Here is a 20,677-nt window from a genome sequence, read left to right as displayed (position 1 = left end):
CGCGAAGCAACCTGAGGCGACATTCCTGCGGATCTCGACATCGAGATACGGTCCAGTGGTGGAAATCGACATGCTGGATCGCCAGGTCATCCACGCTCTGCGCGTCAACGGCCGGGCCGGCTTCCGCGAGCTCGGCGCGGTCCTCGGCGTCGCCGATCAGACGGTCGCCCGGCGGTACCGCAGACTCCGCGAGCACGCGGCCCTGCGCGTCGTGGCCCTGCCGAACCCGATCACGCTGAACCAGGAGATGTGGCTCATCCGGATGCGGTCGGCGCCGGATGCGGCGATGGCCATCGCCGGAGCGCTGGCACGCCGGCGGGACACCGTCTGGGTGAGTCTGACCAGCGGAGGGACAGAGATCTCCTGTTCGGTACGGGTGCCGGCCGCCGCTGACTGGGAGTCCCTCCTCCTGGAGAAGCTGCCCCGTACGCCCCGGCTCATATCGGTGACCGCGCACTGCCTGATCCACCAGTTCACCGGCGGCGCCACCGGCCCGGACAACCGGGACGCCGCCCTCACCCCGGAACAGGCCGCCGCCCTGACCCCCGAGCGACTTCCCGGCACGACCACCCTGACCGACACCGATCAGCCCCTCATCGACGCCCTCGCCGGGGACGGACGCCTCGGGTTCACCGAGCTCGCGACCGCGACGGGCTGGCCGGAGTCGACCGTCCGGCGCCGGCTCCGCGAGCTGCTCGGCACCGGCGCCCTCTTCACCGACGTCGAGATCGACCCCGAGTCACTCGGCTTCCGCGGCAGGGTCATCCTCTGGCTCTCCGTGGCGCCGTCCCGGCTCGCTGCGATCGGCGCGGCCCTGGCGACCCACGAAGAGGTCGTCTTCGCCGCCGCCACGACCGGCCCGACGAACGTGATGGTGACGGTGATCTGTCAGGACATGGCAGGCTTCTACCGCTACTTGACCGAGCGGATCGGCTCCCTCGACGGGGTGGAGCGGGTCGAGTCGGCGCCCCTGCTGCGGCACGTCAAACAGGTCGGCACGGTCAGATGAGAATAGTTCCCGCGCCGATGCAACGTTTCCGCTCCCGGCAGCGTCCTGATCTGTAGAGGGCACTCCCCTGCCCCCGGGGCCGGGCCCTTGTCCGGAGGCGGCGGCGGACCGATGCGGCCCGTCGCCGCCGAACCCCACACTCACCAACCACCGTGAGCCGACTCCAGCCGGCTCAGCGGCTTCCGGCAGCTCCACCGGCTTCCGGCAGCTCAGCCCACTTCAGGCAGCTCAGGCGGCGAACCTGAACCCCGCCTCCCGGATCTTGGAAGAACTCACCGGCACGACCGGCGTAGCGATCTCGCTGCGATACGTCAATTCCGGCCATCCCTCAGCAGCACAGATGTCCGCGAACACCTCCCGGTTCGTCCGCGGCACCACGGCATCAGGCACCGCGTTCCACACCCCGGTCAGCCCGTGCGTCACGACGAAGTCCAGCGCCGCGGCCGCATCACGGTAGTCGATGCGGTACAGCAGCGCGTCGCCGTCGAACGGCACACTGCCGCCGAGCAGCTCATGGGCGAGCTTCACGCGGCTCGGGTAGTCGATGTCGCGCGGGTGGCCGTACACATCGGGAATCCGCACCACAGCGCCCCGATCAGCGGCAAGCACCGCCCGTTCCCCCGCGATGAAGTTCCGCGGCGAAGCATCAGCGTCATCGGTGAGCGGCGACGATTCGTCCACCACCCCGGAGCCCCGACCATAAACGGACACCGAACTGGTGAAGACCACCCGCGAATGCAACCCGGCGGCGGTCACCGCGGTCGTGGTCAGCGTGTCCGCGTACTCAGCGACCCGCGCCTGGGCGTCGAACGACCGGGCAACCCGCGGACTGACCGTCAGCACCACGGCGTCAGCGCCGCGTACCGCTTCACCCAGCCGCTCCGCATCGCTCCCGCGCAGCACCGCGACCTCGGCACACACGGCGCCGACCTCGTCCACCCGCCCGGGCGACGTGGTGGTCCCGACGACGTGATGCCCGGCGAGGCTCCACTGCCGAGCCAGCTCCATCCCGACGTTCCCGCAGCCGACGATCACGTATCGCATAGCAACTCCGCCCGATGGAAACACCGTTTCCCCGAGACTCTAGCGGCAGATCATCACCGGATGCCCGTCCGGATCGGCGACATAGGCCATCCGCTCACCCCAGGGCTGATCAGCCGGTTCCACCAGCACCGCAACCCCGGCGGCCCGCAACTCCGCGATCGCCGCATCCACGTCATCGGCATACACGCAGAGCTCGAACGACTGTGCACTCCGCGAAACCCCGACCGGCAATCCATGCGACCCGACCTCACCGTCGCCGACCCGAGCCACCGAAACCGCCGACTCCCCGAGCGAAAGCGAAACAAAATCCCCGAACCGATAAGTCTCGACGAATCCCAGCAGGTCACGATAGAAGCCCAGCGAAGCCTCCACATCAGCGACATAAATGATCGGATGCGCGTCCCGGAATCGAGTCATACCCCATTCTCCCGCCCCCAGCCCGTCATCTCCCCGAGCCGCGACCGAGCGTCCTCGGCCGAGCAGCAATCAAGCGCCATCACCCCCGCCGCAGCCGCGCACCGATTCGCAGCGCCGGACCCACCGCCCCCGTGAGCACCGCCATCCGCCGCGGGTAGGAAACCAGCGCTGTCCGTTTCCGCACACACCCCATCAGCACGTCGACCGCCTTCTCCACCGAGATCCGGAACGGCGTAACCGGCGACTTCGCCATCTTGGTATCCACGAATCCGAACCGGACGGCACTGACGGCCACCCCGCGCGGCCGCAGAGCGGCGTCGAGGCCGAGCAGATAGGAGGTCAGCCCCGCTTTCGAAGCCGCGTACCCCGGGGCATCAGCACTGATCAGCCCGTCCGCCATGCTCGACAGCCCGATCACATGCCCGTGCCCGGCCCGCAGCATCGGCGGCACGACGGCTTCGATCGTGCGGGCGGCGCCGAGCAGATTCACTGCGATGGCCCGCGTCTGCGCCCGGAGATCGTCGGTGAGCGTGTCCCCGATCCCCGCCGCGTAGACACACAGATCGAAGCCCGGCAGCCCCGCCAGCACCCGATCGAATTCCGCCGTGGTCACATCGACGACGTGATGCTCCCCGACCGGCGCCGGACTCCGCGACACCCCGGTCACCTGCCAGCCCTCACCGAGAAGCCGCCGGCTGAGCGCCAGCCCGATGCCGTCGCTGTTGCCCACGATCAATGCCCGCATGACCGCGGATGATAAGCCGAAACCAACAGTCCCGAGCATCACCGTCAGGCGTCGCTGGGCAGTGTCCGCCGGTCTATTGATCGATCGTGGCCATGTTGGCGTCGTCGTGGCGGGCTCCGGCCGCCGGGCGCAGCGCGTCGAGGCGTTCGAGCTGTCCTGCGGTGAGTTCGATGGCGTCCGCGGCGGTGTTCTCCTCGACCCGGGCCACCCGGCGGGTGCCGGGGATGGGGGCGATGTCGTCGCCCCGGGTGAGGATCCAGGCGAGCGCGGTCTGCGCCGGGGTGGCGCCGATCTCGGCGCCGATGGCGGTGACTTCGTCGACGATGGCGAGGTTGCGGTGGAAGTTCTCACCGGTGAACCGCGGGTTGGTCGTGCGCCAGTCGTCGTCGGCGAAGTCGTCGACGGTGCGGATCTGTCCGGTCAGCAGGCCGTGCCCGAGCGGGGAGTACGGCACGAAGCCGATGCCGAGCTCGCGCAGCAGCGGCAGGATCTCGGCTTCCACATCGCGGGTCCACAGCGAGTACTCGGTCTGCAGGGCGGTGACCGGCTGGACGGCGTGGGCGCGGCGGATGGTCTCCGGCGACGCCTCGGAGAGACCGAAGTGCAGCACCTTGCCCTGCGCGATCAGGTCGGCGACCGCGGCGGCGGTCTCCTCGATCGGGGTGTTGCGGTCGACGCGGTGCTGGTAATAGAGGTCGATGTGATCGGTACCGAGCCGCTTGAGGGATCCCTCGACGGCGGCCTTCACGTTGGCGGCGCTGCTGTCGACGACGCCCGGGCCGCCACCCGAGTGAGAGACCAGCCCGAACTTGGTGGCGATCTTCACCTGGTCGCGGCGGCCCTTGATGGCCTCACCGACGATCTCCTCGCTGAGGAACGGGCCGTAGATCTCGGCCGTGTCGATGTGGGTGACGCCGAGCTCCAGCGCGCGGTGGATGGTGCGGATCGACTCGGCGGTGTCGAGGCGGCCCTCGCTGGTGTAGGTGCCGGCCATGGTCATGGCGCCGAGGCCGATGCGGGAGACCTCCAGGGCACCAAGGCGTGCGTACTTCATGTCTGACTCCGATTTCGCGTCGGCTCTGCAGGGGCGTTGCGGGCGGGTCACCACCGGCAAACGCTGTCGGCGACATCCCGTGCTGTGGCGTTTTCCAGGAAACGCCTGTTCACAGGGACGGGGAAGATACTGCTGGAGGGTGTACCGGCAGCACACCATTCGCCGGTGCGGTCCCGCTCGCCCGCAGCCCGGGGAGTGCCGCCCGGCGAGCCACGGACATGCGGGTCAGGGGCGCGCCGCCGTCAAGGGACGAGCAAGAGCGCACGGGCGCACCGATCCCCGGCGGTCGCGCAGCGGCCCGGACGGCCCCGGCGTGATCGCGTCGTAGTCAGGGGACGCGCGGATGCGGTCGTGAAGCGCCGCCCATCCGTACATCCAATAAAGGAGTGACCGATAATCAACCGCAACCGATGCGGATGACCGGCAGGAGACGTTGGGTGATCGAGCGGCTGGACGACGTCGACTGGGCCGGGCTCGTGCATGCCTACGGCCCGGCTGACGACGTCCCGGATCTGATCAGAGGACTTCTCTCCGAAAATGCGGACAAGCGCGAAGAAAGCCGCGACGGCCTCATCTCAGCCATCGTCCACCAGGGAACTCGCTATTCCGCGAGCGCCCCAGCGGTGCCATTTCTGCTAGCCATTCTAGCCGACTCGACAACCCCCGACCGCGGCGAACTAGTCAGTTTCCTCGAATACCTGGCAACCGGGCAGGACTCGGATCCGGAATGGGATCGCTTCGACGTAGAGGAGGAAATCGGCGGCCTCGGAAGAATCGTCTACGACGCGGTCGCCGAAGGCATTCCCCTGTTCATCGAACTGCTCGCCGACGACGACGCCGAGGTGGCGATCCCGGCAGCACGAGCGCTGGCGGTGTTCCCGGAGCACGCGGCAGTGATCGCGCCGGCCCTGGCGAGAGCGGCAGCGGTGATCGACGCACCCGTGCCCCTGACGACGACAGCACTCCTGGCACTCGGCGTAACAGCACCCGACGCATCGCCGTACGCCGATCTCTTGGACAGGCGCCTGACCGATTCCGACAACGCGATCAGGCAGGCGGCAGCGCTGACCGCCACACGCCTCCGCGGAAATCCGACGCAGAGCCCGGAAGCCCTCGCCGCACCTCCGCGGATCCTGGCGCGCAGCCTGGCCGACACTCCGTTCTCGACCTGGCACAACTACCTGCTCGGCCAGCTCGCCGAACGGGACCTCGACACCACGAACTGGGATGAGCGGGAGTCCGACCGCACATGGGCGGACCTGACTCCCGCCCAGCGCGACTTCGTTGATCAACTGTGCGAGCGGCCGGACATCTTCGCCAGGGAACGGATCATGCGCCCGCTCGTCTGGGCCGGCCTGCCCGGGACCCTGCCGGAGCTGCGCGCTTTTCGGCCGTCTTGAAAGTGATCACCGGAACCGTGGTGAAAACCGCCGTGGCCAGGCCGAACGCTTCAAGATCGCCGATCACCTGCTCGATCCGCTTGTACGCGGTCGGCGCCTCCTCGAACAGCAGCTGACGGTCGCCGCAGACCACGATCGAGCCGACCGGCGTGCGCCGCAGACCCTCCACGGTGTGCTTGGCCTTCCCTCGCTTGAGGGCGTCGGCCCGCGACATCTTGCGGCCGGCGCCGTGCGCGACCGAATAGCCGGCGTCGGGCCCGGCGTGCGCGGCGACCAGGTACGACCGCGTGCCCCGGGTGCCGGCGATCAGCACGTCCCGGCCGTCGCCGGGCGCGGCGCCCTTGCGGTGCAGGTAGAGCCCGTCGCGGATCTCCACGGAGTTGTGGCAGACGTCCACGATCGGCTCGCCGAGATCGGCACCGAGTGCGTCGGCCACGCGGTCGGCCAGGGCGCGCCGGTTGAGGCTGCCCCAGCGGACCGCCGCGTCGTGCTGCTCCAGATAGGCGGCGGGATCCGGGGCCGGACCGGCACCGTGACTCTCGGTGTGCGCGCGGAGGATGCGTTCGCCGAGGCCGCGTGAGCCGCTGTGGACGATCAGCACGTGGCCGCCGTCCGGCGACTCGACCCGCGCCAGTTCCACGAAATGGTTGCCCCGGCCGACCGTCCCGAAGCCGTCGGAGTAGCCGAGCGGCAACGCGGAGGACGGCTCCACCGGCACGTCGAGATCCGGAAAACGGCTGGCCAGACGTTCCGGAACGACCTTCTTCAACGCGATCGGGAAGACCGCGATGCCGCAGCCGATGTCCGAGCCGACGAGGAACGGGTACAGCACGCGCGACGTCATGGCGGCGCCGATCGGGGCGCCCTTGCCGGGATGGAGGTCGGGCATGCCGGCGACGTGGATCATGCCGTCGAGGGCAGCGACCTGGTGACATTGAGTGATGGCGCTGGACTCGATCCAGCTGCCCTCACCCGCGAAGACGGTGACAGACAAAACGACGATCTTTCCTGGTACGAGGGAATGGCACGTGGCGGGAAGTGATCGTCAGTACGTCATGCCGACCAGTGTCGGCGCAGTTCACGCGCTCGGCAACATCATTTCCACCGTGTTACATACCGGCGTGACATGATCCCGATGGGATTACCGGCAAGTAACGGATGTATTCACATTCATGTGTGTGCACGTTCCCACACCCCAGGGAGATCACGCATGAGAGCACTGTTCGCATCCCTCGCCGCGGCCGCAGCCATCCTGGTCGCACCGGCACAGGCCCTCGCCGCCAACCCGTACGAACGCGGTCCCGCCCCCACCAACGCCAGCATCGAGGCAAGCCGCGGTTCGTTCGCCATCGCGCAGACCACGGTGGCCCGCCAGACCGGCTTCGGTGGCGGCACCATCTACTACCCGACCACGACGACCGCCGGCACGTTCGGCGCGATCGCCATCTCCCCCGGATTCACCGCGACCCAGTCGAGCATCGCCTGGCTCGGCCCCCGCCTGGCCTCGCAGGGCTTCGTGGTGATCACCATCAACACGCTCAGCACCCTGGACCAGCCGGACAGCCGTGGCACGCAGCTGCTGGCCGCGCTGGACTATCTGACCAGGACCAGCTCGGTGCGTACCCGCATCGACGCCGCCCGCCTCGGCGTCATGGGCCACTCGATGGGCGGCGGCGGCAGTCTCGCGGCGGCCCGTACCCGCCCGGCGCTGCAGGCCGCAGTGCCGATGACCCCCTGGCACGGCACCAAGTCCTGGTCGACCGTCCGCGTCCCCACCATGATCATCGGCGCCGAGAACGACACCGTGGCGCCGGTCTCCTCGCACGCCGAGCCGTTCTACACGAGCATGTCGAGCGCCCCCGAGAAGGCCTACCTGGAGGTCAACAACGCCACCCACTCGGCACCGACCGAGGGCGGCAACGTGACCGTGGCGAAGTACGCCCTCTCCTGGCTCAAGCGCTTCATCGACGACGACACCCGCTACGACCAGTTCCTCTGCCCGGCCCCTTCCGCCTCCACGATCGAGGAGTACCGCGCCACCTGCCCGCACGCCTAGAAACCAGCCGCCCGGCGGGGGTCGCCCTCGCCGGGCATCCACCCTCAGTCGTCCAGCCCGAACCGCCGCGCCAGCGTCTCCAGCGTGAATCGATTGCGCAGCTTGCAGGCCGAGTTCTGATTCGCGAACAGACCCTTCTCCCAGACCGCGGCGTCCACCGTCTTGATCCAGGTGACCGGAACGATGTACTCGTCCGTATCCGGCCCGGCCGCGGCGTGCCGATACCGGGCCTTCAGCGTCAGCTCCGTCATCTTCCGCGGCGCACCGTCGACGGTCAGCACCGCGTCGTCGAAGGTGGCAGCCTCACCGGCGACCATGCCGACGGCCACGTATCCGCTCTTCGGGATGTACACGAAGATCCGGCCGCCGATCGGCAACGCCCGCAGCGACCGGCTGTACCACTCGCCACCACCGGCCGAGACGAACCCGTAGGTCCGGGCGTCGGCCCAGGACCGGATACCCGACTCCTCGCCGAAGGCGACGTACCAGTCCTGCCCGTTCCACGTCTCCCGCACACCTGTCCGCCGTGGCGTCACGGCATCAGTGCCCTCGACATCCGGCAGCAGCCAGGTCCGCGCGAGATACGCCCGCTCACCGTCCCGGAAGTAGCGGAACAAGGCGACGTTGATCGGCACCTGATAGCCCGCCAGGTAGCTGATGATCCTCTCGGTCGCCGGATCCATGTCACTGGCGACGATGGTCAGCCGGTGCGCAGTGTTGATCTCCTCCGGAGGAGCGACACCGAACCGGTCGGCGAACGCCTGCTCGAAGCTCGACTCCGGCCGGTACAGCGCGAACAGGTCGAGAACGTCGTCGTGGGTGAGCGTCCGCACCCACGAGCCGTAGTCGAGCGCCTGCGCGGTCGCCTCACGCGGCGTGCGATCACGCTTGAGCTCGATCGCGTGCAGAACGCCACTGCCGTCCACCGCGAGCAGGTCCAGGATCTTGCCGTGCGCGGTGGGCACCTGCCTCCCGATGATCATCAGAGGCTCGCCGAGGATGTCCGGATCCCGCTCGATCAGATCTTCGAGGGTCTTCTCCAGCGGCACGCCGACCGGGCTGAGCCGCACCGGTTCGCCGTCCACACGCCACAGTCCGAGTTCCATCGGCATCGGCATCGCCTCCAGCGCCGTAGATTACCGGCATCGCCGCTCGATGCCGGCGATCGATCTAGTCCAGGAGCCAGCGGTGCAGATCGGTGCCGAACGGGGTGATCGCGACCGCGGTCAGCAGCACCCACGCGACAGTGCTGCGGACCAGCCGGCGGAACGTCGCCCGGTCACCGATCTGCCAGGTGTGCATCATCATGCCGAGGCCGAAGAAGACGGCCACGAAGGCGATCACATAGATGAAGTAGGCGACGAACAGCCCCGGCACGAACAGCCAGGCCAGCCCCGACCCGGGCAGCGAGTCCTTCGGGTCGCCGAGTCGTTCCAGGCCCGGCGCGAGCACCGCACCGAGATCACCTGCCCGGAACGCGGCCAGCAGCAGCACGCCGATGCTGGCGGCCAGGCACGCCACCAGAAGTGTCCACTGTGCCCAGACGAGGGCGCGCCCACCGGCCGACCGTTGATCCACGGCGCGCAATCTATCGGCAGCCCCGCGGCGGGTCAGAACAGGGTCAGGGGTTCCTCGGGCGCCGGCAGCGGCAGCGGTTCCGGCAGTGGCTCGAGCGCCGGAACCAGCGCCCGCACCTCGGCGTGGAAACGCCGGCACAGTTCGGGCGCGTCGGCATTGTCGGGCGTATGGATGAACACCGTCGGCGAACGGCCTTCCCGCAGCCAGTCCGCCACGGTTCGCACCCATTTCTGCCAGCCTTCGATCGTACGCTCGGACGCGTCCCGCCCCAGATAGCGCACGATGGGCCGGGCGGTGAGCGCCCGATCACGGAACGGCATGCGCGGCTTCTTCATCCACGCGTCACGCTCGGCGTCGCTGGTCGGAGGCGAGGCGAAGAACGTCGTCGTATCGAACGGCACCCATTCCGCGTCGAAATGGGTGAGCATTTCCTCGAGTCGTTGCGGCGCCGCGAAGAATTCGGGGTGGCGCACTTCGACGACCCACCGATTCCCTGCGGGCATCCGGCGGAGGAATCGGCCGAGCACGTGCATTTCCTCCGGCCCGAACGACCCGGGCAACTGGATCCAGAGGGTACGGGAAACGAGCGGCTCAATGGCGTCGAAGAACGCGCCCAGCGGTTCGTCCGCATCCACGAGGCGCCGTTCGTGCGTCACGATCTTCGGGATCTTCAGAACGAATTCAAAGCTTCCCGGTACGTCGGCAGCCCATCCGGCAACGGTCTCCCTCGCCGGAATCGCATAGAACGTGGTGTTCCCCTCGACCGCGTTGCACCAGCTCGCGTAGGCGCGCAGCCGTTCCCCGGGCGTGGCCGGATGCGGCAGGAACCGTCCCTGCCACGACTTGAGATTCCACATGGCACACCCGACGCGCAGTTTCACGAGAGCAGCGCCTTCGTCAGCTCATCCGGCCGGCTCAGCGGCATCAGATGACCACCGGGCAGCCGCTCGACGCCGAGCCCGAGCCGTTCCCGGGCGACCCGCTCCTGGAACTCGACGGGGAAGAACCGCTCGTCGGCGCCGGCCAGCACCCGCGTCGGCACGTCCGGCCAGGCAGCCAGCGGCCACGGCATCGCGAACGGCGTCTCGGACTGCGGCTGATCATGCGCCAGTGCGTACGCCGCAAGGTCCGCCGGCACGTCATGGAAGAAGTAGACCCCGAGATCGAACGGCCCGTCCGGATCCCGCCCACCGGCCCGGTCCGCCGACCGCCGGGCCTCTTCCTGCCCGGTGTTCCCCCACCAGTCCCCGCCGGTCTCCCCCGGGGCCGGGATCATCGCGTTGACCAGCACGATCCGCGACACCGGCAGCCGGTCCACCGCCAGCGGAGCACTCAGCCCACCCATCGAATGAGCGACGACGACCAGCTCACCGCCGAAGTCCCCATCGATGCCCTCTTTCCCGGCCGATTCGACGATCACCTCGGCGTAGCCGCTCAGCCCCGCCCGCTCGTCGGCCCCGGGCAGGTCGACAGTGATCGCCTGATGCCCGCCGGCCCGAAGCCGCTCAGCAACCAGATGCCAGATCCACCCGTTGCCACCGGCACCGGGGACGAGCAGATAGGTACGGCCAGCCATCCGCCAATCCTATGCACACCCGAGAACCACTCCGGACCGGCCGAGCCGCAGCACCACGGTTCGCCCGGCAGACGACCTCCGCACCTCGGACCGTCTCCCCCGCCGCCGCCCACCCGGGCGGAAGCCGCCGTCCGGACCTTCTCCTCCGCCGCCGTCCGCCCGGGGAAAGCCGCCCTCAGGACCGCCGGATCAGCCCGGTGGAAGCCCGCGCCACCAGAGCCGGCACGAACGAAGCCTGCTCATGCACATGATCCGGATTGGTGGCCTCATCAAGGACAAGCCGAGCCGCGGTACGCCCCAGCTCCTGCCGAGGCTGCCGCACCGACGTCAGCGGGACCGCCGCCGCGGCAGCGAAGTCGATGTCGTCGAACCCGACGATCGCCAGGTCATCCGGCACCCGCAGGCCGGCGGTCACCGCGTGCTGCAGCAGTCCGAGCGCCAGCAGATCGTTGGCACAGAACGCCGCCGTCGGCCGCCGCCTGCTGGGCAGCCCGGCCAGCCGCTCGCCTGCCGAGCGCCCCTCGCTGACGGTCAGCGCCTCGGTGGGCAGGTTGATCAGGTCCTCTTCCGGCAGCCCGAACTCCGCCCACACCTCCCGGGCACCCTGCAACCGCTCGCGCACCTGGCCGATGTTCGACGGCCCGCCCACGAACGCGACCCGCTGATGACCGCGATCGATCAGGTGCTCCACGGCGATCCGGCCGCCGAGCACGTCGTCGACCGATACCGAGCAGTGGTCGCCGGCCCGGCTCAACCGGTCGACCATGACGAACGGGATGCCCCGCTGACCGACTTCGGTCAGGTGCGGAGCGTCCGGGTCGACCGGCGTGATCAGGATGCCCTGGACGCGCTGCTGGACGAGCCGGTCGAGGTGTTTCGCCTCGCGGTCGCCCCGGCCGCTGCTGTTGCAGACGAACAGCGAGAGGTCGGCGTCCTCGGCCGCCGTCTCGATACCCTCCGCCACGTCGTGGAAGAACGGGTTCCCGCCGTCGAGCATGACGTACGCTAATGCGCGGCTGGTGCCGGCGCGAAGCTGGCGGGCGGACTCGTTGCGGACGAAGCCCAGCTCGGCCATGGCGCGCTCGACCCGCTCGCGGGTGGAAGTGCTGACCACGGCGGGGCGGTTGAGCACGTTCGACACCGTGCCGAGTGAGACACCCGCGGCCGCGGCGACATCCTTGACCGAGGGGGCGCGGCCGTTGCGCGTCAACGGTGGACCTTTCGCCGAAACGGATGTTGCACTTCGAGTGAACCACCAGAACTGAAACATTTCAACGTCCGGCTTCCCGCGTTTCGCGGTTCCGGAACCGAGCCCCGCAGAAAGCGTCCCGGGCCCCACGGCAAGATCGGGTGTACCGGCCTGTATACCATATGTCCTCATGACCACTCCGCCTACCCCGATCCGCAGCGCCGACCGCGCCGACGTGGTGCACGACCGGCTCCGCGAGGCCATCCTCTCCGCCGAGCTGCGCCCGAACCACCGGCTCGTGGAGAAGGAGATCGCCGACTGGCTGGAGGTCAGCCGCACCCCGGTCCGGGAGGCCCTGTTCCGCCTCGTGCAGGAAGGTCTCGTCGTCCAGCGCAAGGGCTGGGTGGTCCGCGACCACACGCCCGTCGAGATCCTCGAGATCATGGAGGCCCGCTCGGGCGTAGAGGCACACGCCGCGTTCCTGGCCGCCCAGCGCATCACCGAACCGGCCCTGCGACAGCTGGACGAGCTGATCGAGACGATGGAGGACGACTCGATCTCCCGCCTCAAACTCAACGAGCTCAACAACGCCTTCCACGACATCATCACCGACGCCGCCACCAACGCGGTCGTGGCCCAGCTCCACCGCCGAACCAAAATCAACTACTGGAACCTGAACCAGCCCGTGGTCTTCACCCCCTCCGACGACGAGATCGTCAACACCCAGCACCGCCAGTTGGTAGCCGCGCTGCGAGCAGGCGACGGCGACACCGCCGCACGAGTCGCCCGCGAACACGTGGAGAACACCGCCCGCATCATCAAGGCCGCCCTCGGCATCCGATGAACACCGGCGAAGTCGGACGCTCCCACCTGTTCCGCGGCAGCGAGGTAGTCGTCCACGAGGACACCACCGACGGCCCGCTCAGACTCCTCTTCGCCGACGGCGCCGAGGCCACCGCCGAACTGCTCGACGACATCCTCACCGTCGACCCCTACACCACCGCCGCCGGCACCTCCATCCCCGCCAAGGTCTGGCCGATCGTCGAACGCTCCTGGTCCCAGGACCGCATGATGCTCAAACTCGGCGCCCGCCTGCCCTCATAAGGACCAACCCTCTCCCCGGTACGCGACCCCGGCCGCTCTCCCCGCTACGCGACCCCGGCCCGCGTCAGCGCCGCCACCTCAGATCACCGGCCTCCCCACCCGGACCGACCAGCCCGTCCGTCCGCGGTCCGCGGTCGGCACGGGGCTACAACCCGTACGAAATGAGGGCGAAAGCAATCGTCCATCGTGGACCACGCCGGGGTGGACACCGCTGCGTGATCTTGGGGACACAGCCACGACACAGACTGCTCCAAGAGTGGCGGCCATGGCTGTCACACCTCCCACGGACGCCGAGCTCAACACCATGATCCGGGCTCGTCTCGCGTCCCTCGGCATCGACCTGGACCAGCTGCCGGCGGGCACCGCCGCCGACCCGGAGACCGGCTCGCCCGGCCGCGATTCCGTTCTCGCCTCGCTGCGCTCCTTCGTGCGGGGCAGCGTCACCGCTCTCGCCTCCTTCCAGATGCCCGCTCCTTCCGGCAGCGACCCGGCGCACGCGGCCGCGTTGTCGCAGCAGCCGGCCCCGATGCTGTACCCCTCGATCAGTACGGAGTGGCGCCGATGACCACCACGAACCTGCCGGCCGAGCAGACCGGCCAGTCGGTGAAGGCCGTCAACCGGCGCGCCTTCCTCCTGCAGACCGCCGCCATCACCGCCGCGGCCGCTGCCGGCGCCGCGGCCTTCCCGGCGGCCGCCTCTGCCTCCACCTGGTCCGGCAAGACGCCGAAATTCGGCAGTGACGCCTACGTCAAACCTCGCCCGGAGGCGATCGCGGACCCGACCGAGCTGACCGTCGCCGAAGCCGCCTGGATGATCAAGAACGGGAAGTTGAAGCCGGTCGTCCTGGTCGAGGCCTACCTCGCGCGGATCACCGCCTACGACTCGGTCTACCAGGCATTCAACACGGTGCTCGGCGAGGAGGCGCTCGCGGCCGCCAAGGCGATCGCCAAGAAGAAGCCGGCGAGCCCGCTGCACGGCATCCCCCTCGCGATCAAGGACAACTACTGGACGAAGGGAGTGCGCACCACCGCGAACTCCTATCTCTTCCAGGACTTCGTCCCGCCCTACGACGCGACCCCGGTGGCCAGGCTGAAGGCGGCCGGCGCGATCGTGCTCGGCAAGACCCAGATGGGCCCGCTCGCCACCACCCGCGCGACCAGCCCGGACGGCCGGATCACCACGGTCAACGCGTGGACGCCGGGCAACGTCGCCACCGACCCGGGCGGCTCCTCCACCGGCACCGCCACCTCGGTCGCGAGCCGGATGGCCGCCTCCGGAACCGGCACCCAGACCGGCGGCTCGATCACCGCGCCGTCCAACGCCCAGAACCTCACCGGCCTCAAGCCCACGATGGGCCGGGTCTCGCTGGCCGGGATCATCCCGCTCAGCTACACGCGTGACCATCCCGGCCCCCTCGCCCGCGACGCCAAGGACGCCGCGATCATGCTGACCGCCATGGCCGGCGAGGACTCCGCCGACCCCCGTACGCAGGGCCTTCCCCCGCTGCCGGACCTGATCGCCGCGGCGACGCCGGTCTTCTCGAAGGGCAAGTGCCGCGCCCGCCGCCGCACCAGGATCGGTGTGCTCCCGGGGTACGCGTCGACGACCACGCGCCAGGCCTTCCTCGCCAAGCTGGACGGCATCGACGGATTCGAACTGGTCGACGTTCCCTTCCCGGACCAGTGGGACCTGCTCACCGGCAACGAGTTCAACAACGTGCGCCTGCCCGAGCGCAGTGAGCCGTTCATGCCGTACCTCCGCAGCGACCTGCGTGGCTTCGGCGTCTCGGTGACCGGCTGGCTGCAGGGCGCCCTGCTCGGCGCGAACGAGTTCATCACCGGCCAGCGCGCCAAGCTGCTGCTGCTCGAACGCGTCCTCGACCAGGTCTTCGAGAAGTGCGACGTGGTCGTGCAGACCAGCCCGGTGCCGTTCGACATCCTCGGCCTCCCCGAGATCGGTTTCCCCATCGGTTTCTCCGCCGCCGGCGTCCCGGTCGGCACGATCCTCGGCGGCGCGCCTTACGAGGAGGACACGCTGCTGTCGGTGGTGGCCGCATATCAGGCGGTCACGGACTGGCACTGGAAGCGCCCGGCCGACCCGGTCGTCCCGGCCGCTGCCGCCCGCGCTCTCAAGACCACCGCTGACCGCGGGCGCCTCACCGCGGACGACGTGGTCGACCAGATGCAGTGAGCCGTCTTCACCGTGACGTCGGGCCTGAGGGTTCCCGGCGTCGTCCGGCCATCAGGCCTGAAGGCTCCGGGCCGTCGTCTGGCCATCGGCTCTGACGGCTCCGGGCCGTCGTCCGGCCATCGGGTCTGACGGCTCCGGGCCGTGGTCCGGCGCAGGCAAGCCGGGCCACCGTCACGTGGAGGAACTCAGTGATCGCCCGGCGCTAAGGTCCGGCTCGGCTGCCCGCCGGGCCGGCCTTGCGGCGAAAGGGCAGCGCGCGATCGGCCTCGGTCGTGAGGTGGCGGCGCCACCAGCGCCGGAACGCGAGGCCGAGCAGAATGGCAGCGAGCACGCCGGGGCCGCAGTGCACGAGCAGCACCCCGGCGAGGCTGGGCCCGCCCCAGTCGGATCGATAGGTGGCCGGGTCGGACACGTCGATGACGAACGGCTCCGCGACCGCCCGGACGACGAAGTAGAGCGCGACTGCGGCGCCGAGGATTCGTTTCATGCGGCGAAGGTACGAGCGCCGGCACCGCGACCGCATCGGACCAGGGTCTGAACTCATTTTTCAGACCTGAGTCCGACGAAATCCAGAGCGCCGGTGTGACACGATGCCCGCCATGACGGGGACTTCGAGACTGCGGACGGCCACCGGCACGTTCGTGTGGGCGGCGGTGATCCTGGCCGTCGCCTTCTGGTTCTTCTTCATGGGCGCCGCGAGCGAGACGGCCTGGATGGAGAGCCTCACCGGCGACGGGACGGGGCCGGCCGTGGCCACAGCGCTGATCACGGTGCCGTTCCTGCTGGTTCTGCTCGGTGTCCGGCTCTACCTCTTCCGCAGGGAGCGAGTCGGCGTGATGCTCGGCTGGGCGGCCGCCCTCCCGGTGTCGATCGGGCTCTACCTCGGTGCCGTCAGCATGCTTTGAGCGACACTGATCATCGAGGCGCTCCGGCGGTGAGATACTCGGAACGGAACCCGACACGCTGATCATGCCGCCGTTTGGACGAAATTCACCCGTTCTGATGCCGGTCGAACGCACTCTCCGGGCATGGCGATACTGGAGAGTCGTCACTTGATGCGGAGGACTGATGGACGAGTACAACCCGGGGGCAGCTCCGTCGGTGGCCCGGCTGCTGCTGGAGCTCCGTGGGCGGACCACCGTCGACGTGAAGCCGGTCGGCCGCGCCCTTCAGGTTCGCCCGCAGGGGGCCACCGGTGTCGCGGTCTACATCCACGCGGGCGGCGTCGACGTCGCCGTGGAGCAGGAGCGGGCCAACGACCTGGCGCTGTCGATGCCGGGCGCCTACGTGCGTGATCCGGACGATCCGAACACCGTCGTGACGCTGGAAGCGGATCTGATCGACGAGAACTACGACACCTTGCTGGAGGCCGCGGTCCAGGCCGTCGACCTGCGCAAGACGACGGTCCGCCCGGCGCGGGCAACCCGGTCGGCCGCCGGCTCCACACCGAAGGCGCCGAAAGCCCCGAAGCCGACGAAGGCCACCGCGGCGAAACGCATGGAGATCGAGCGTCCGCGCTGCCCGAAGTGCAAGCAGTACGAACTGCTGGCCAGCGGCGAGTGCCCGTCCGGTTACTGCTGACGACGAGTGGCCGGGCCGCCGCCGGTCAGGGCCGGCGCGGGCTGAGAGCGGGGAGGCATAGCGGGCGCTTGCGGGCCGCGGAGGTTCGCACGCGCCTGGAGTAGACGACGTGGCGGAGCATTGCCATCCGGTGCACACGACCGATGCGCCCGTGCTTCGGTCTGGCCGAGCGGCGGCAAGCAGGCACGTGCGGGACAACACGGCAAAGCGGCGACACACAGGCACGTGCGAACCACGCGCGGCAGAGCGGCGACGCACAGGCACGCGCGGACACCGCGACAGAGCGGTGCCTGCGGCCACGGCTACCCGCGGGCGGCTACCGGCGATCACGGCTCGGTTTGGCCTTCGGCGGGGGTCGGCGGGTGCGGGTCGGGTCTGCGGGGGTCGTGGGTGGGGGGCTTTCGGCGTACCGGGGAAGGGGTCTGGGTTTGAGGGTTGCTGCCGCGAACGTGGTCAGGCCTATCAGGATCAGGGTCAGTGCCAGGCCTTGACCGGTGGTTATCGGCTCGTTGAGGACCAGGACGCCCAGGGCTATGCCGACTATCGGCTGCAGGTAGGTGTTGAAGGACGTGGCGGTGGAGCCCCACGACAGGATGAAGTGGAAGAAGAGCAGGTAGCAGAAGGCGGAGGCGAAGACGCCCAGTTCCAGGACTGCTGGTAGAGGCAGGAGTTCTGGGCTGCTGGGCCAGGGGTCGGCGGCTACCAGGAGTGCGGGCAGGAGGTAGCAGGCGCCGGCCGTGATCTGGCCCCAGGCGATCACGAGTGGGTCGAGGGCGGACAGGTGGCGGCGGGTGTAGACGTTGCCGGCGGCGTAGAGGGCTGAGCTCAGGACTACCACGAGTGGCCACTGCCAGGAGGCCGGCGAGCCGCCGCCGGGGAGGCCGGCCAGGACGGTCACGCCGGTGAAGGAGAGGGCCACTCCCAGGAGGCGGACGGCGCTGAACTGTTCGGTTCTCAGCAGGGTGGCCAGGAGGAAGACGAAGACGGGCGTGGTCGCGGACAGGACCACGGTCAGTGAGGACGGGACGTGGCGCTGGGCTGCCGTCAGGAGCAGGAACGGCAGCGCGATGTTGAACGAGCCGAGGACGAGCAGGTGAACGGCCTCCTGGCGGCGAGGCATGACCGGCCGCCCGGGAGAGGTACGAGAGCGGCGCAGCGCCAGCACCGATGTCAGGACCAGGGCGGCCAGCGCCATACGCAGGGTCACCACCTGCAGGGGTGTGAACGCGCGCAGGGCTATCACCGTGAAGAAGAAGCTGGCGCCCCAGCCTGTCGTCAGGACCGTGTAGAGGAATGCGTTCACCCGGTCATCCGGGCCAGGAAGGCCCGGGTGCGGTCGTGCTCCGGGTCGTGCAGGAGTTCGGCAGCCGGGCCCTCTTCGACGATGCGGCCGTCGACCATGAAGACCACGCGGTCGGCGATGTCCTCGACCAGGGGGATGTCGTGGGTGGCGATCAGCATGGTGCAGTGGGAGCGGGCCAGTTCGCGGATCACGTTCGCCACCTCGACGCGGAGCTCGGGGTCGAGGGCGCTGGTCGGCTCGTCGAGCAGGATGATGCTGGGCTCCATGGCCAGGGCGCGGGCGATGGCGACCCGTTGCTGCTGGCCGCCGGACAGCTCCTTCGGATAGTGGTGCTCCCGGCCGCTCAGTCCCATCCGGTCGAGCAGGGCGAGCGCCTTCGACCGGGCCTCGGCCTTGGAGAGCCCGAGAACCTCCCGCGGTCCATAGGCCACGTTGTCACAAGCGGACATATGACGAAATAAGTGAAAATGCTGGAACACGAAGCCGATCCGAGCCCGCCGCCGGCTGGCCTCCTTGTCCGGCAACGGCTCCAGAAATCCTCCACGATCGCGATAGCCCACCAGCTCGCCGTCCACCGCGATATGTCCGGAGTCGACCGCCTCCAAGTTGTTCACACATCGGAGGAACGTCGACTTCCCCGCACCGGACGGACCGATCAACGCCACGATCTCGCCGTCGCCCACCTCGACGGTGACGTCCTTGAGCACCGACACCGGACCGTAACTCTTGACGACGCTGCGCGCTGACAGCTTGATCATCTCGGGGGGAACCTCCGCTCGATGAAGTGCTGCCCCACGGTGATCACGGCGGTCAGCAGCAGGTACCAGAAGGCCGCGACGAGCAGCAGTTCGAGGTACTTGAAGTTGGTGTAGTAGACGCGGCTGACCGACAGCAGGATCTCGGAGTACCCGATCGCGTACGCCAGCGAGGTGTTCTTGATCATGAGGATGTACTGGTTGGCGATCGCCGGCAGCACGATCCGGAACGCCTGGACCAGCACGATCTGCCGCATGATCTTGCCGGACGGCACGCCGAGGGCCCGGGCGGCGTCGCGCTGACCGCCGTCGACGCCCTGGATGCCCGAGCGGACCACCTCGGCCATGTATCCGGCCTCGGCGAGCGTGAGCGCGAACAGGCCGGCCACGAACGGGGTGAAGAAGTTGCTGGCCGGCTGGTACTCGATCAGCACCAGATCGATGCCGGGGATGTAGAGGCCGACGTGCCCGATGATCCGCGGGACGGCGTAGAACCAGATCAGCAGCTGCACCAGCATCGGCGTGCCGCGGAAGACGAAGACGTAGAAACCGGCGGCGGCCCGCAGCACCGGGTTGGCGCTGATCCGCAGCAGGGCGACGCCGGTGCCGAGCACCAGCGCGAGGGCGGTGCTGAGGGTGGCGAGCGAGAGGGTGCCCCAGACCGCGGTGAGGATGGCGGGGCCGAACAGGTACTCGCCGACGGTGGCGAGATCGAAGACTCCGGAGTTGACGAACGGGATGATGACGACCGGGACGGCCGCCACGACGACCGCCGCCTGGATGATCTGGCCCCAGGCGCGCGGCCGCCGTACCGGGTAGAAGGTCACGTGCGCTCTCTCAGCTAGGACGGCTTGCCGGTCAGGTCCCCGTTGTAGGCGGGCCGGGTGAGCCCGCCGGTCTTCAGGTTCCAGCCCTCCAAGATCTTCGTGTACGACCCGTCCTTGATCATCTCGTCCAGGGTGCGGAAGACGTCGTCCCGCAGCGCGGTGTCGCCGCCCTTCGCGAACGTGAAGTTGATCAGATAGTCGACCAGGTGATATCCGGTCGTGGCGAACTGGGTGGGGTTCTCCTTGACGATGTACTGCGCCTGGGCGAGATCCGGCGCGTACGCGGTGATCCGCTCGGAGAGCAGACCTTGGAGCCCGAGCGGCGTCGAGGTGTAGAACTCGATCTGGATCGGATCATCGGGGCACAGCGCCGCGACGGCCTTCTCCAAGGTCGTCGACCCCTCCAGCATCCCGAGCTTCTTGCCGCACATCTCCTCGGCGGTCGAGTACCCGCCCTCGTCCTCCTTGCGCACCAGGAACGTGGCGCCGGACTGGAAATACCCGATCATGTCGACCTGCTGCAGACGCTCGGGGTTGACGCTCATCCCGCCCGAGCCCATGTCGAACTGCCCGGCCTGCAGACCGGTGATCAGCGCGGAGTAGTCGGACTGCACCCACTCCGGCGTCAGCCCGAGCCGCTTGCCGATCTCGTCGATGATGTCGACGCCGAACCCTTGGAGCTCGTCGGAGCCCTCCGCGCGGAACTCACCGGGGATGTAGGACTGCTGCGAGCCCACCCGCAGGGTCGTCGCCGCCGGCTCGGCCTCGCCCGAGGGCTTTCCGCAACCCGCGACGATCAAGAGCATCATCCCCAGTACGGCGGGAAGCTTTCTCGCCATCACGTTCCCC

Annotated in this window: 24 protein-coding genes; 9 read left to right on the top strand and 15 right to left on the bottom strand. The window is 69.0% G+C overall.

The window, feature by feature from the left end:
• Positions 1-58: 58 nt before the first annotated feature.
• Positions 59-1,009, top strand: a complete 951-nt coding sequence (locus tag EP757_RS27105; protein WP_127550639.1) for an Lrp/AsnC family transcriptional regulator — start codon at positions 59-61, stop codon at positions 1,007-1,009.
• 228 nt (positions 1,010-1,237) lie between these two features.
• Here the strand turns inward: EP757_RS27105 and EP757_RS27100 are convergent, their stop codons facing one another.
• The 4 genes from EP757_RS27100 to EP757_RS27085 form a co-directional block, all read right to left on the bottom strand.
• Positions 1,238-2,053, bottom strand: a complete 816-nt coding sequence (locus EP757_RS27100; protein ID WP_127550638.1) for an NAD-dependent epimerase/dehydratase family protein — start codon at positions 2,051-2,053, stop codon at positions 1,238-1,240.
• Between the two features lie 39 nt (positions 2,054-2,092).
• On the bottom strand, positions 2,093-2,470 hold the full coding sequence (locus EP757_RS27095; RefSeq protein ID WP_127550636.1) for a glyoxalase/bleomycin resistance/extradiol dioxygenase family protein: 378 nt from the start codon (positions 2,468-2,470) through the stop codon (positions 2,093-2,095).
• 79 nt (positions 2,471-2,549) lie between these two features.
• A complete protein-coding gene (locus EP757_RS27090; RefSeq protein ID WP_232050024.1) occupies positions 2,550-3,215 on the bottom strand; it encodes an SDR family oxidoreductase in 666 nt (221 codons plus the stop codon).
• Between the two features lie 73 nt (positions 3,216-3,288).
• Positions 3,289-4,269: an aldo/keto reductase gene (locus EP757_RS27085; protein ID WP_127550632.1), complete on the bottom strand. Its 981-nt coding sequence runs from the start codon at positions 4,267-4,269 to the stop codon at positions 3,289-3,291.
• A 437-nt stretch (positions 4,270-4,706) separates the two neighbouring features.
• Here EP757_RS27085 and EP757_RS27080 point away from each other — a divergent pair, with 437 nt between their 5' ends.
• Positions 4,707-5,669 carry a hypothetical protein gene (locus EP757_RS27080; RefSeq protein ID WP_127550630.1) on the top strand — a complete coding sequence of 321 codons (963 nt, stop codon included), beginning with the start codon at positions 4,707-4,709 and terminating at the stop codon, positions 5,667-5,669.
• On the opposite strand, the gene EP757_RS27075 is transcribed toward EP757_RS27080, so the two are convergent.
• Positions 5,599-6,663, bottom strand: coding sequence for an RNA ligase RtcB family protein (locus EP757_RS27075; protein WP_127550628.1), 1,065 nt, complete (start codon positions 6,661-6,663; stop codon positions 5,599-5,601). The two genes, EP757_RS27080 and EP757_RS27075, sit on opposite strands and share 71 nt — an antisense overlap.
• Positions 6,664-6,879: 216 nt before the next feature.
• On the opposite strand from EP757_RS27075, the gene EP757_RS27070 reads away from it, so the two are divergent.
• The gene (locus EP757_RS27070; protein ID WP_127550626.1) at positions 6,880-7,725 is read left to right on the top strand and encodes a dienelactone hydrolase family protein; all 846 of its coding nucleotides are present in this window, start codon (positions 6,880-6,882) and stop codon (positions 7,723-7,725) included.
• Positions 7,726-7,769: 44 nt separating this feature from the next.
• Here the strand turns inward: EP757_RS27070 and EP757_RS27065 are convergent, their stop codons facing one another.
• The 5 genes from EP757_RS27065 to EP757_RS27045 form a co-directional block, all read right to left on the bottom strand.
• The gene (locus tag EP757_RS27065) at positions 7,770-8,837 is read right to left on the bottom strand and encodes an endonuclease NucS domain-containing protein (RefSeq protein WP_127550624.1); all 1,068 of its coding nucleotides are present in this window, start codon (positions 8,835-8,837) and stop codon (positions 7,770-7,772) included.
• 58 nt (positions 8,838-8,895) lie between these two features.
• Positions 8,896-9,303: a hypothetical protein gene (locus tag EP757_RS27060; RefSeq protein ID WP_127550622.1), complete on the bottom strand. Its 408-nt coding sequence runs from the start codon at positions 9,301-9,303 to the stop codon at positions 8,896-8,898.
• A 32-nt stretch (positions 9,304-9,335) separates the two neighbouring features.
• The gene (locus EP757_RS27055; RefSeq protein ID WP_197725595.1) at positions 9,336-10,160 is read right to left on the bottom strand and encodes a DUF72 domain-containing protein; all 825 of its coding nucleotides are present in this window, start codon (positions 10,158-10,160) and stop codon (positions 9,336-9,338) included.
• 20 nt (positions 10,161-10,180) lie between these two features.
• Positions 10,181-10,879: an alpha/beta fold hydrolase gene (locus tag EP757_RS27050; RefSeq protein ID WP_127550618.1), complete on the bottom strand. Its 699-nt coding sequence runs from the start codon at positions 10,877-10,879 to the stop codon at positions 10,181-10,183.
• A 175-nt stretch (positions 10,880-11,054) separates the two neighbouring features.
• Positions 11,055-12,089: a LacI family DNA-binding transcriptional regulator gene (locus EP757_RS27045; RefSeq protein ID WP_127550616.1), complete on the bottom strand. Its 1,035-nt coding sequence runs from the start codon at positions 12,087-12,089 to the stop codon at positions 11,055-11,057.
• A gap of 169 nt (positions 12,090-12,258) precedes the next feature.
• Between EP757_RS27045 and EP757_RS27040 the strand changes: the two genes are divergently transcribed.
• The 4 genes from EP757_RS27040 to EP757_RS27025 all read left to right on the top strand — a co-directional run bounded on the left by EP757_RS27040 (position 12,259) and on the right by EP757_RS27025 (position 15,362).
• The gene (locus EP757_RS27040) at positions 12,259-12,912 is read left to right on the top strand and encodes a GntR family transcriptional regulator (RefSeq protein ID WP_127550615.1); all 654 of its coding nucleotides are present in this window, start codon (positions 12,259-12,261) and stop codon (positions 12,910-12,912) included.
• The gene (locus EP757_RS27035; protein WP_127550614.1) at positions 12,909-13,172 is read left to right on the top strand and encodes a hypothetical protein; all 264 of its coding nucleotides are present in this window, start codon (positions 12,909-12,911) and stop codon (positions 13,170-13,172) included. Before EP757_RS27040 ends, EP757_RS27035 begins: the two co-directional genes overlap by 4 nt.
• A gap of 265 nt (positions 13,173-13,437) precedes the next feature.
• Positions 13,438-13,737, top strand: coding sequence for a hypothetical protein (locus EP757_RS27030; protein ID WP_127550612.1), 300 nt, complete (start codon positions 13,438-13,440; stop codon positions 13,735-13,737).
• Complete coding sequence (locus tag EP757_RS27025) at positions 13,734-15,362, top strand: amidase (RefSeq protein ID WP_127550610.1); 1,629 nt, start codon at positions 13,734-13,736, stop codon at positions 15,360-15,362. The genes EP757_RS27030 and EP757_RS27025 overlap by 4 nt, the downstream gene beginning before the upstream one ends.
• Positions 15,363-15,564: 202 nt before the next feature.
• On the opposite strand, the gene EP757_RS27020 is transcribed toward EP757_RS27025, so the two are convergent.
• Entirely contained in the window at positions 15,565-15,849 is a 285-nt protein-coding gene (locus EP757_RS27020) for a hypothetical protein (RefSeq protein ID WP_197725388.1), read from the bottom strand.
• A 112-nt stretch (positions 15,850-15,961) separates the two neighbouring features.
• Here EP757_RS27020 and EP757_RS27015 point away from each other — a divergent pair, with 112 nt between their 5' ends.
• Together EP757_RS27015 and EP757_RS27010 are read left to right on the top strand one after the other, a co-directional pair.
• Positions 15,962-16,267, top strand: a complete 306-nt coding sequence (locus EP757_RS27015; protein ID WP_127550609.1) for a hypothetical protein — start codon at positions 15,962-15,964, stop codon at positions 16,265-16,267.
• 163 nt (positions 16,268-16,430) lie between these two features.
• Positions 16,431-16,943, top strand: a complete 513-nt coding sequence (locus EP757_RS27010; protein ID WP_127550607.1) for a hypothetical protein — start codon at positions 16,431-16,433, stop codon at positions 16,941-16,943.
• Between the two features lie 316 nt (positions 16,944-17,259).
• Here EP757_RS27010 and EP757_RS27005 read toward each other — a convergent pair whose 3' ends face one another.
• Genes EP757_RS27005 through EP757_RS26990 form a run of 4 tightly spaced genes read right to left on the bottom strand, consistent with a single transcriptional unit; the run spans position 17,260 to position 20,667 of the window.
• Positions 17,260-18,246: a DMT family transporter gene (locus tag EP757_RS27005; RefSeq protein WP_127550605.1), complete on the bottom strand. Its 987-nt coding sequence runs from the start codon at positions 18,244-18,246 to the stop codon at positions 17,260-17,262.
• On the bottom strand, positions 18,243-19,004 hold the full coding sequence (locus EP757_RS27000; RefSeq protein WP_127550603.1) for an amino acid ABC transporter ATP-binding protein: 762 nt from the start codon (positions 19,002-19,004) through the stop codon (positions 18,243-18,245). The genes EP757_RS27005 and EP757_RS27000 overlap by 4 nt, the downstream gene beginning before the upstream one ends.
• Positions 19,001-19,828 carry an amino acid ABC transporter permease gene (locus EP757_RS26995; protein WP_160165897.1) on the bottom strand — a complete coding sequence of 276 codons (828 nt, stop codon included), beginning with the start codon at positions 19,826-19,828 and terminating at the stop codon, positions 19,001-19,003. Before EP757_RS26995 ends, EP757_RS27000 begins: the two co-directional genes overlap by 4 nt.
• A 14-nt stretch (positions 19,829-19,842) precedes the next feature.
• Entirely contained in the window at positions 19,843-20,667 is an 825-nt protein-coding gene (locus EP757_RS26990) for a transporter substrate-binding domain-containing protein (protein ID WP_127550599.1), read from the bottom strand.
• Between the last annotated feature and the right edge of the window lie 10 nt (positions 20,668-20,677).

It is taken from the genome of Actinoplanes sp. OR16 (assembly GCF_004001265.1).
GTDB lineage: Bacteria > Actinomycetota > Actinomycetes > Mycobacteriales > Micromonosporaceae > Actinoplanes.
The sequence above is the reverse complement of the archived record's forward strand: the minus strand, read 5'-3'. Positions and strand labels throughout refer to the sequence as shown.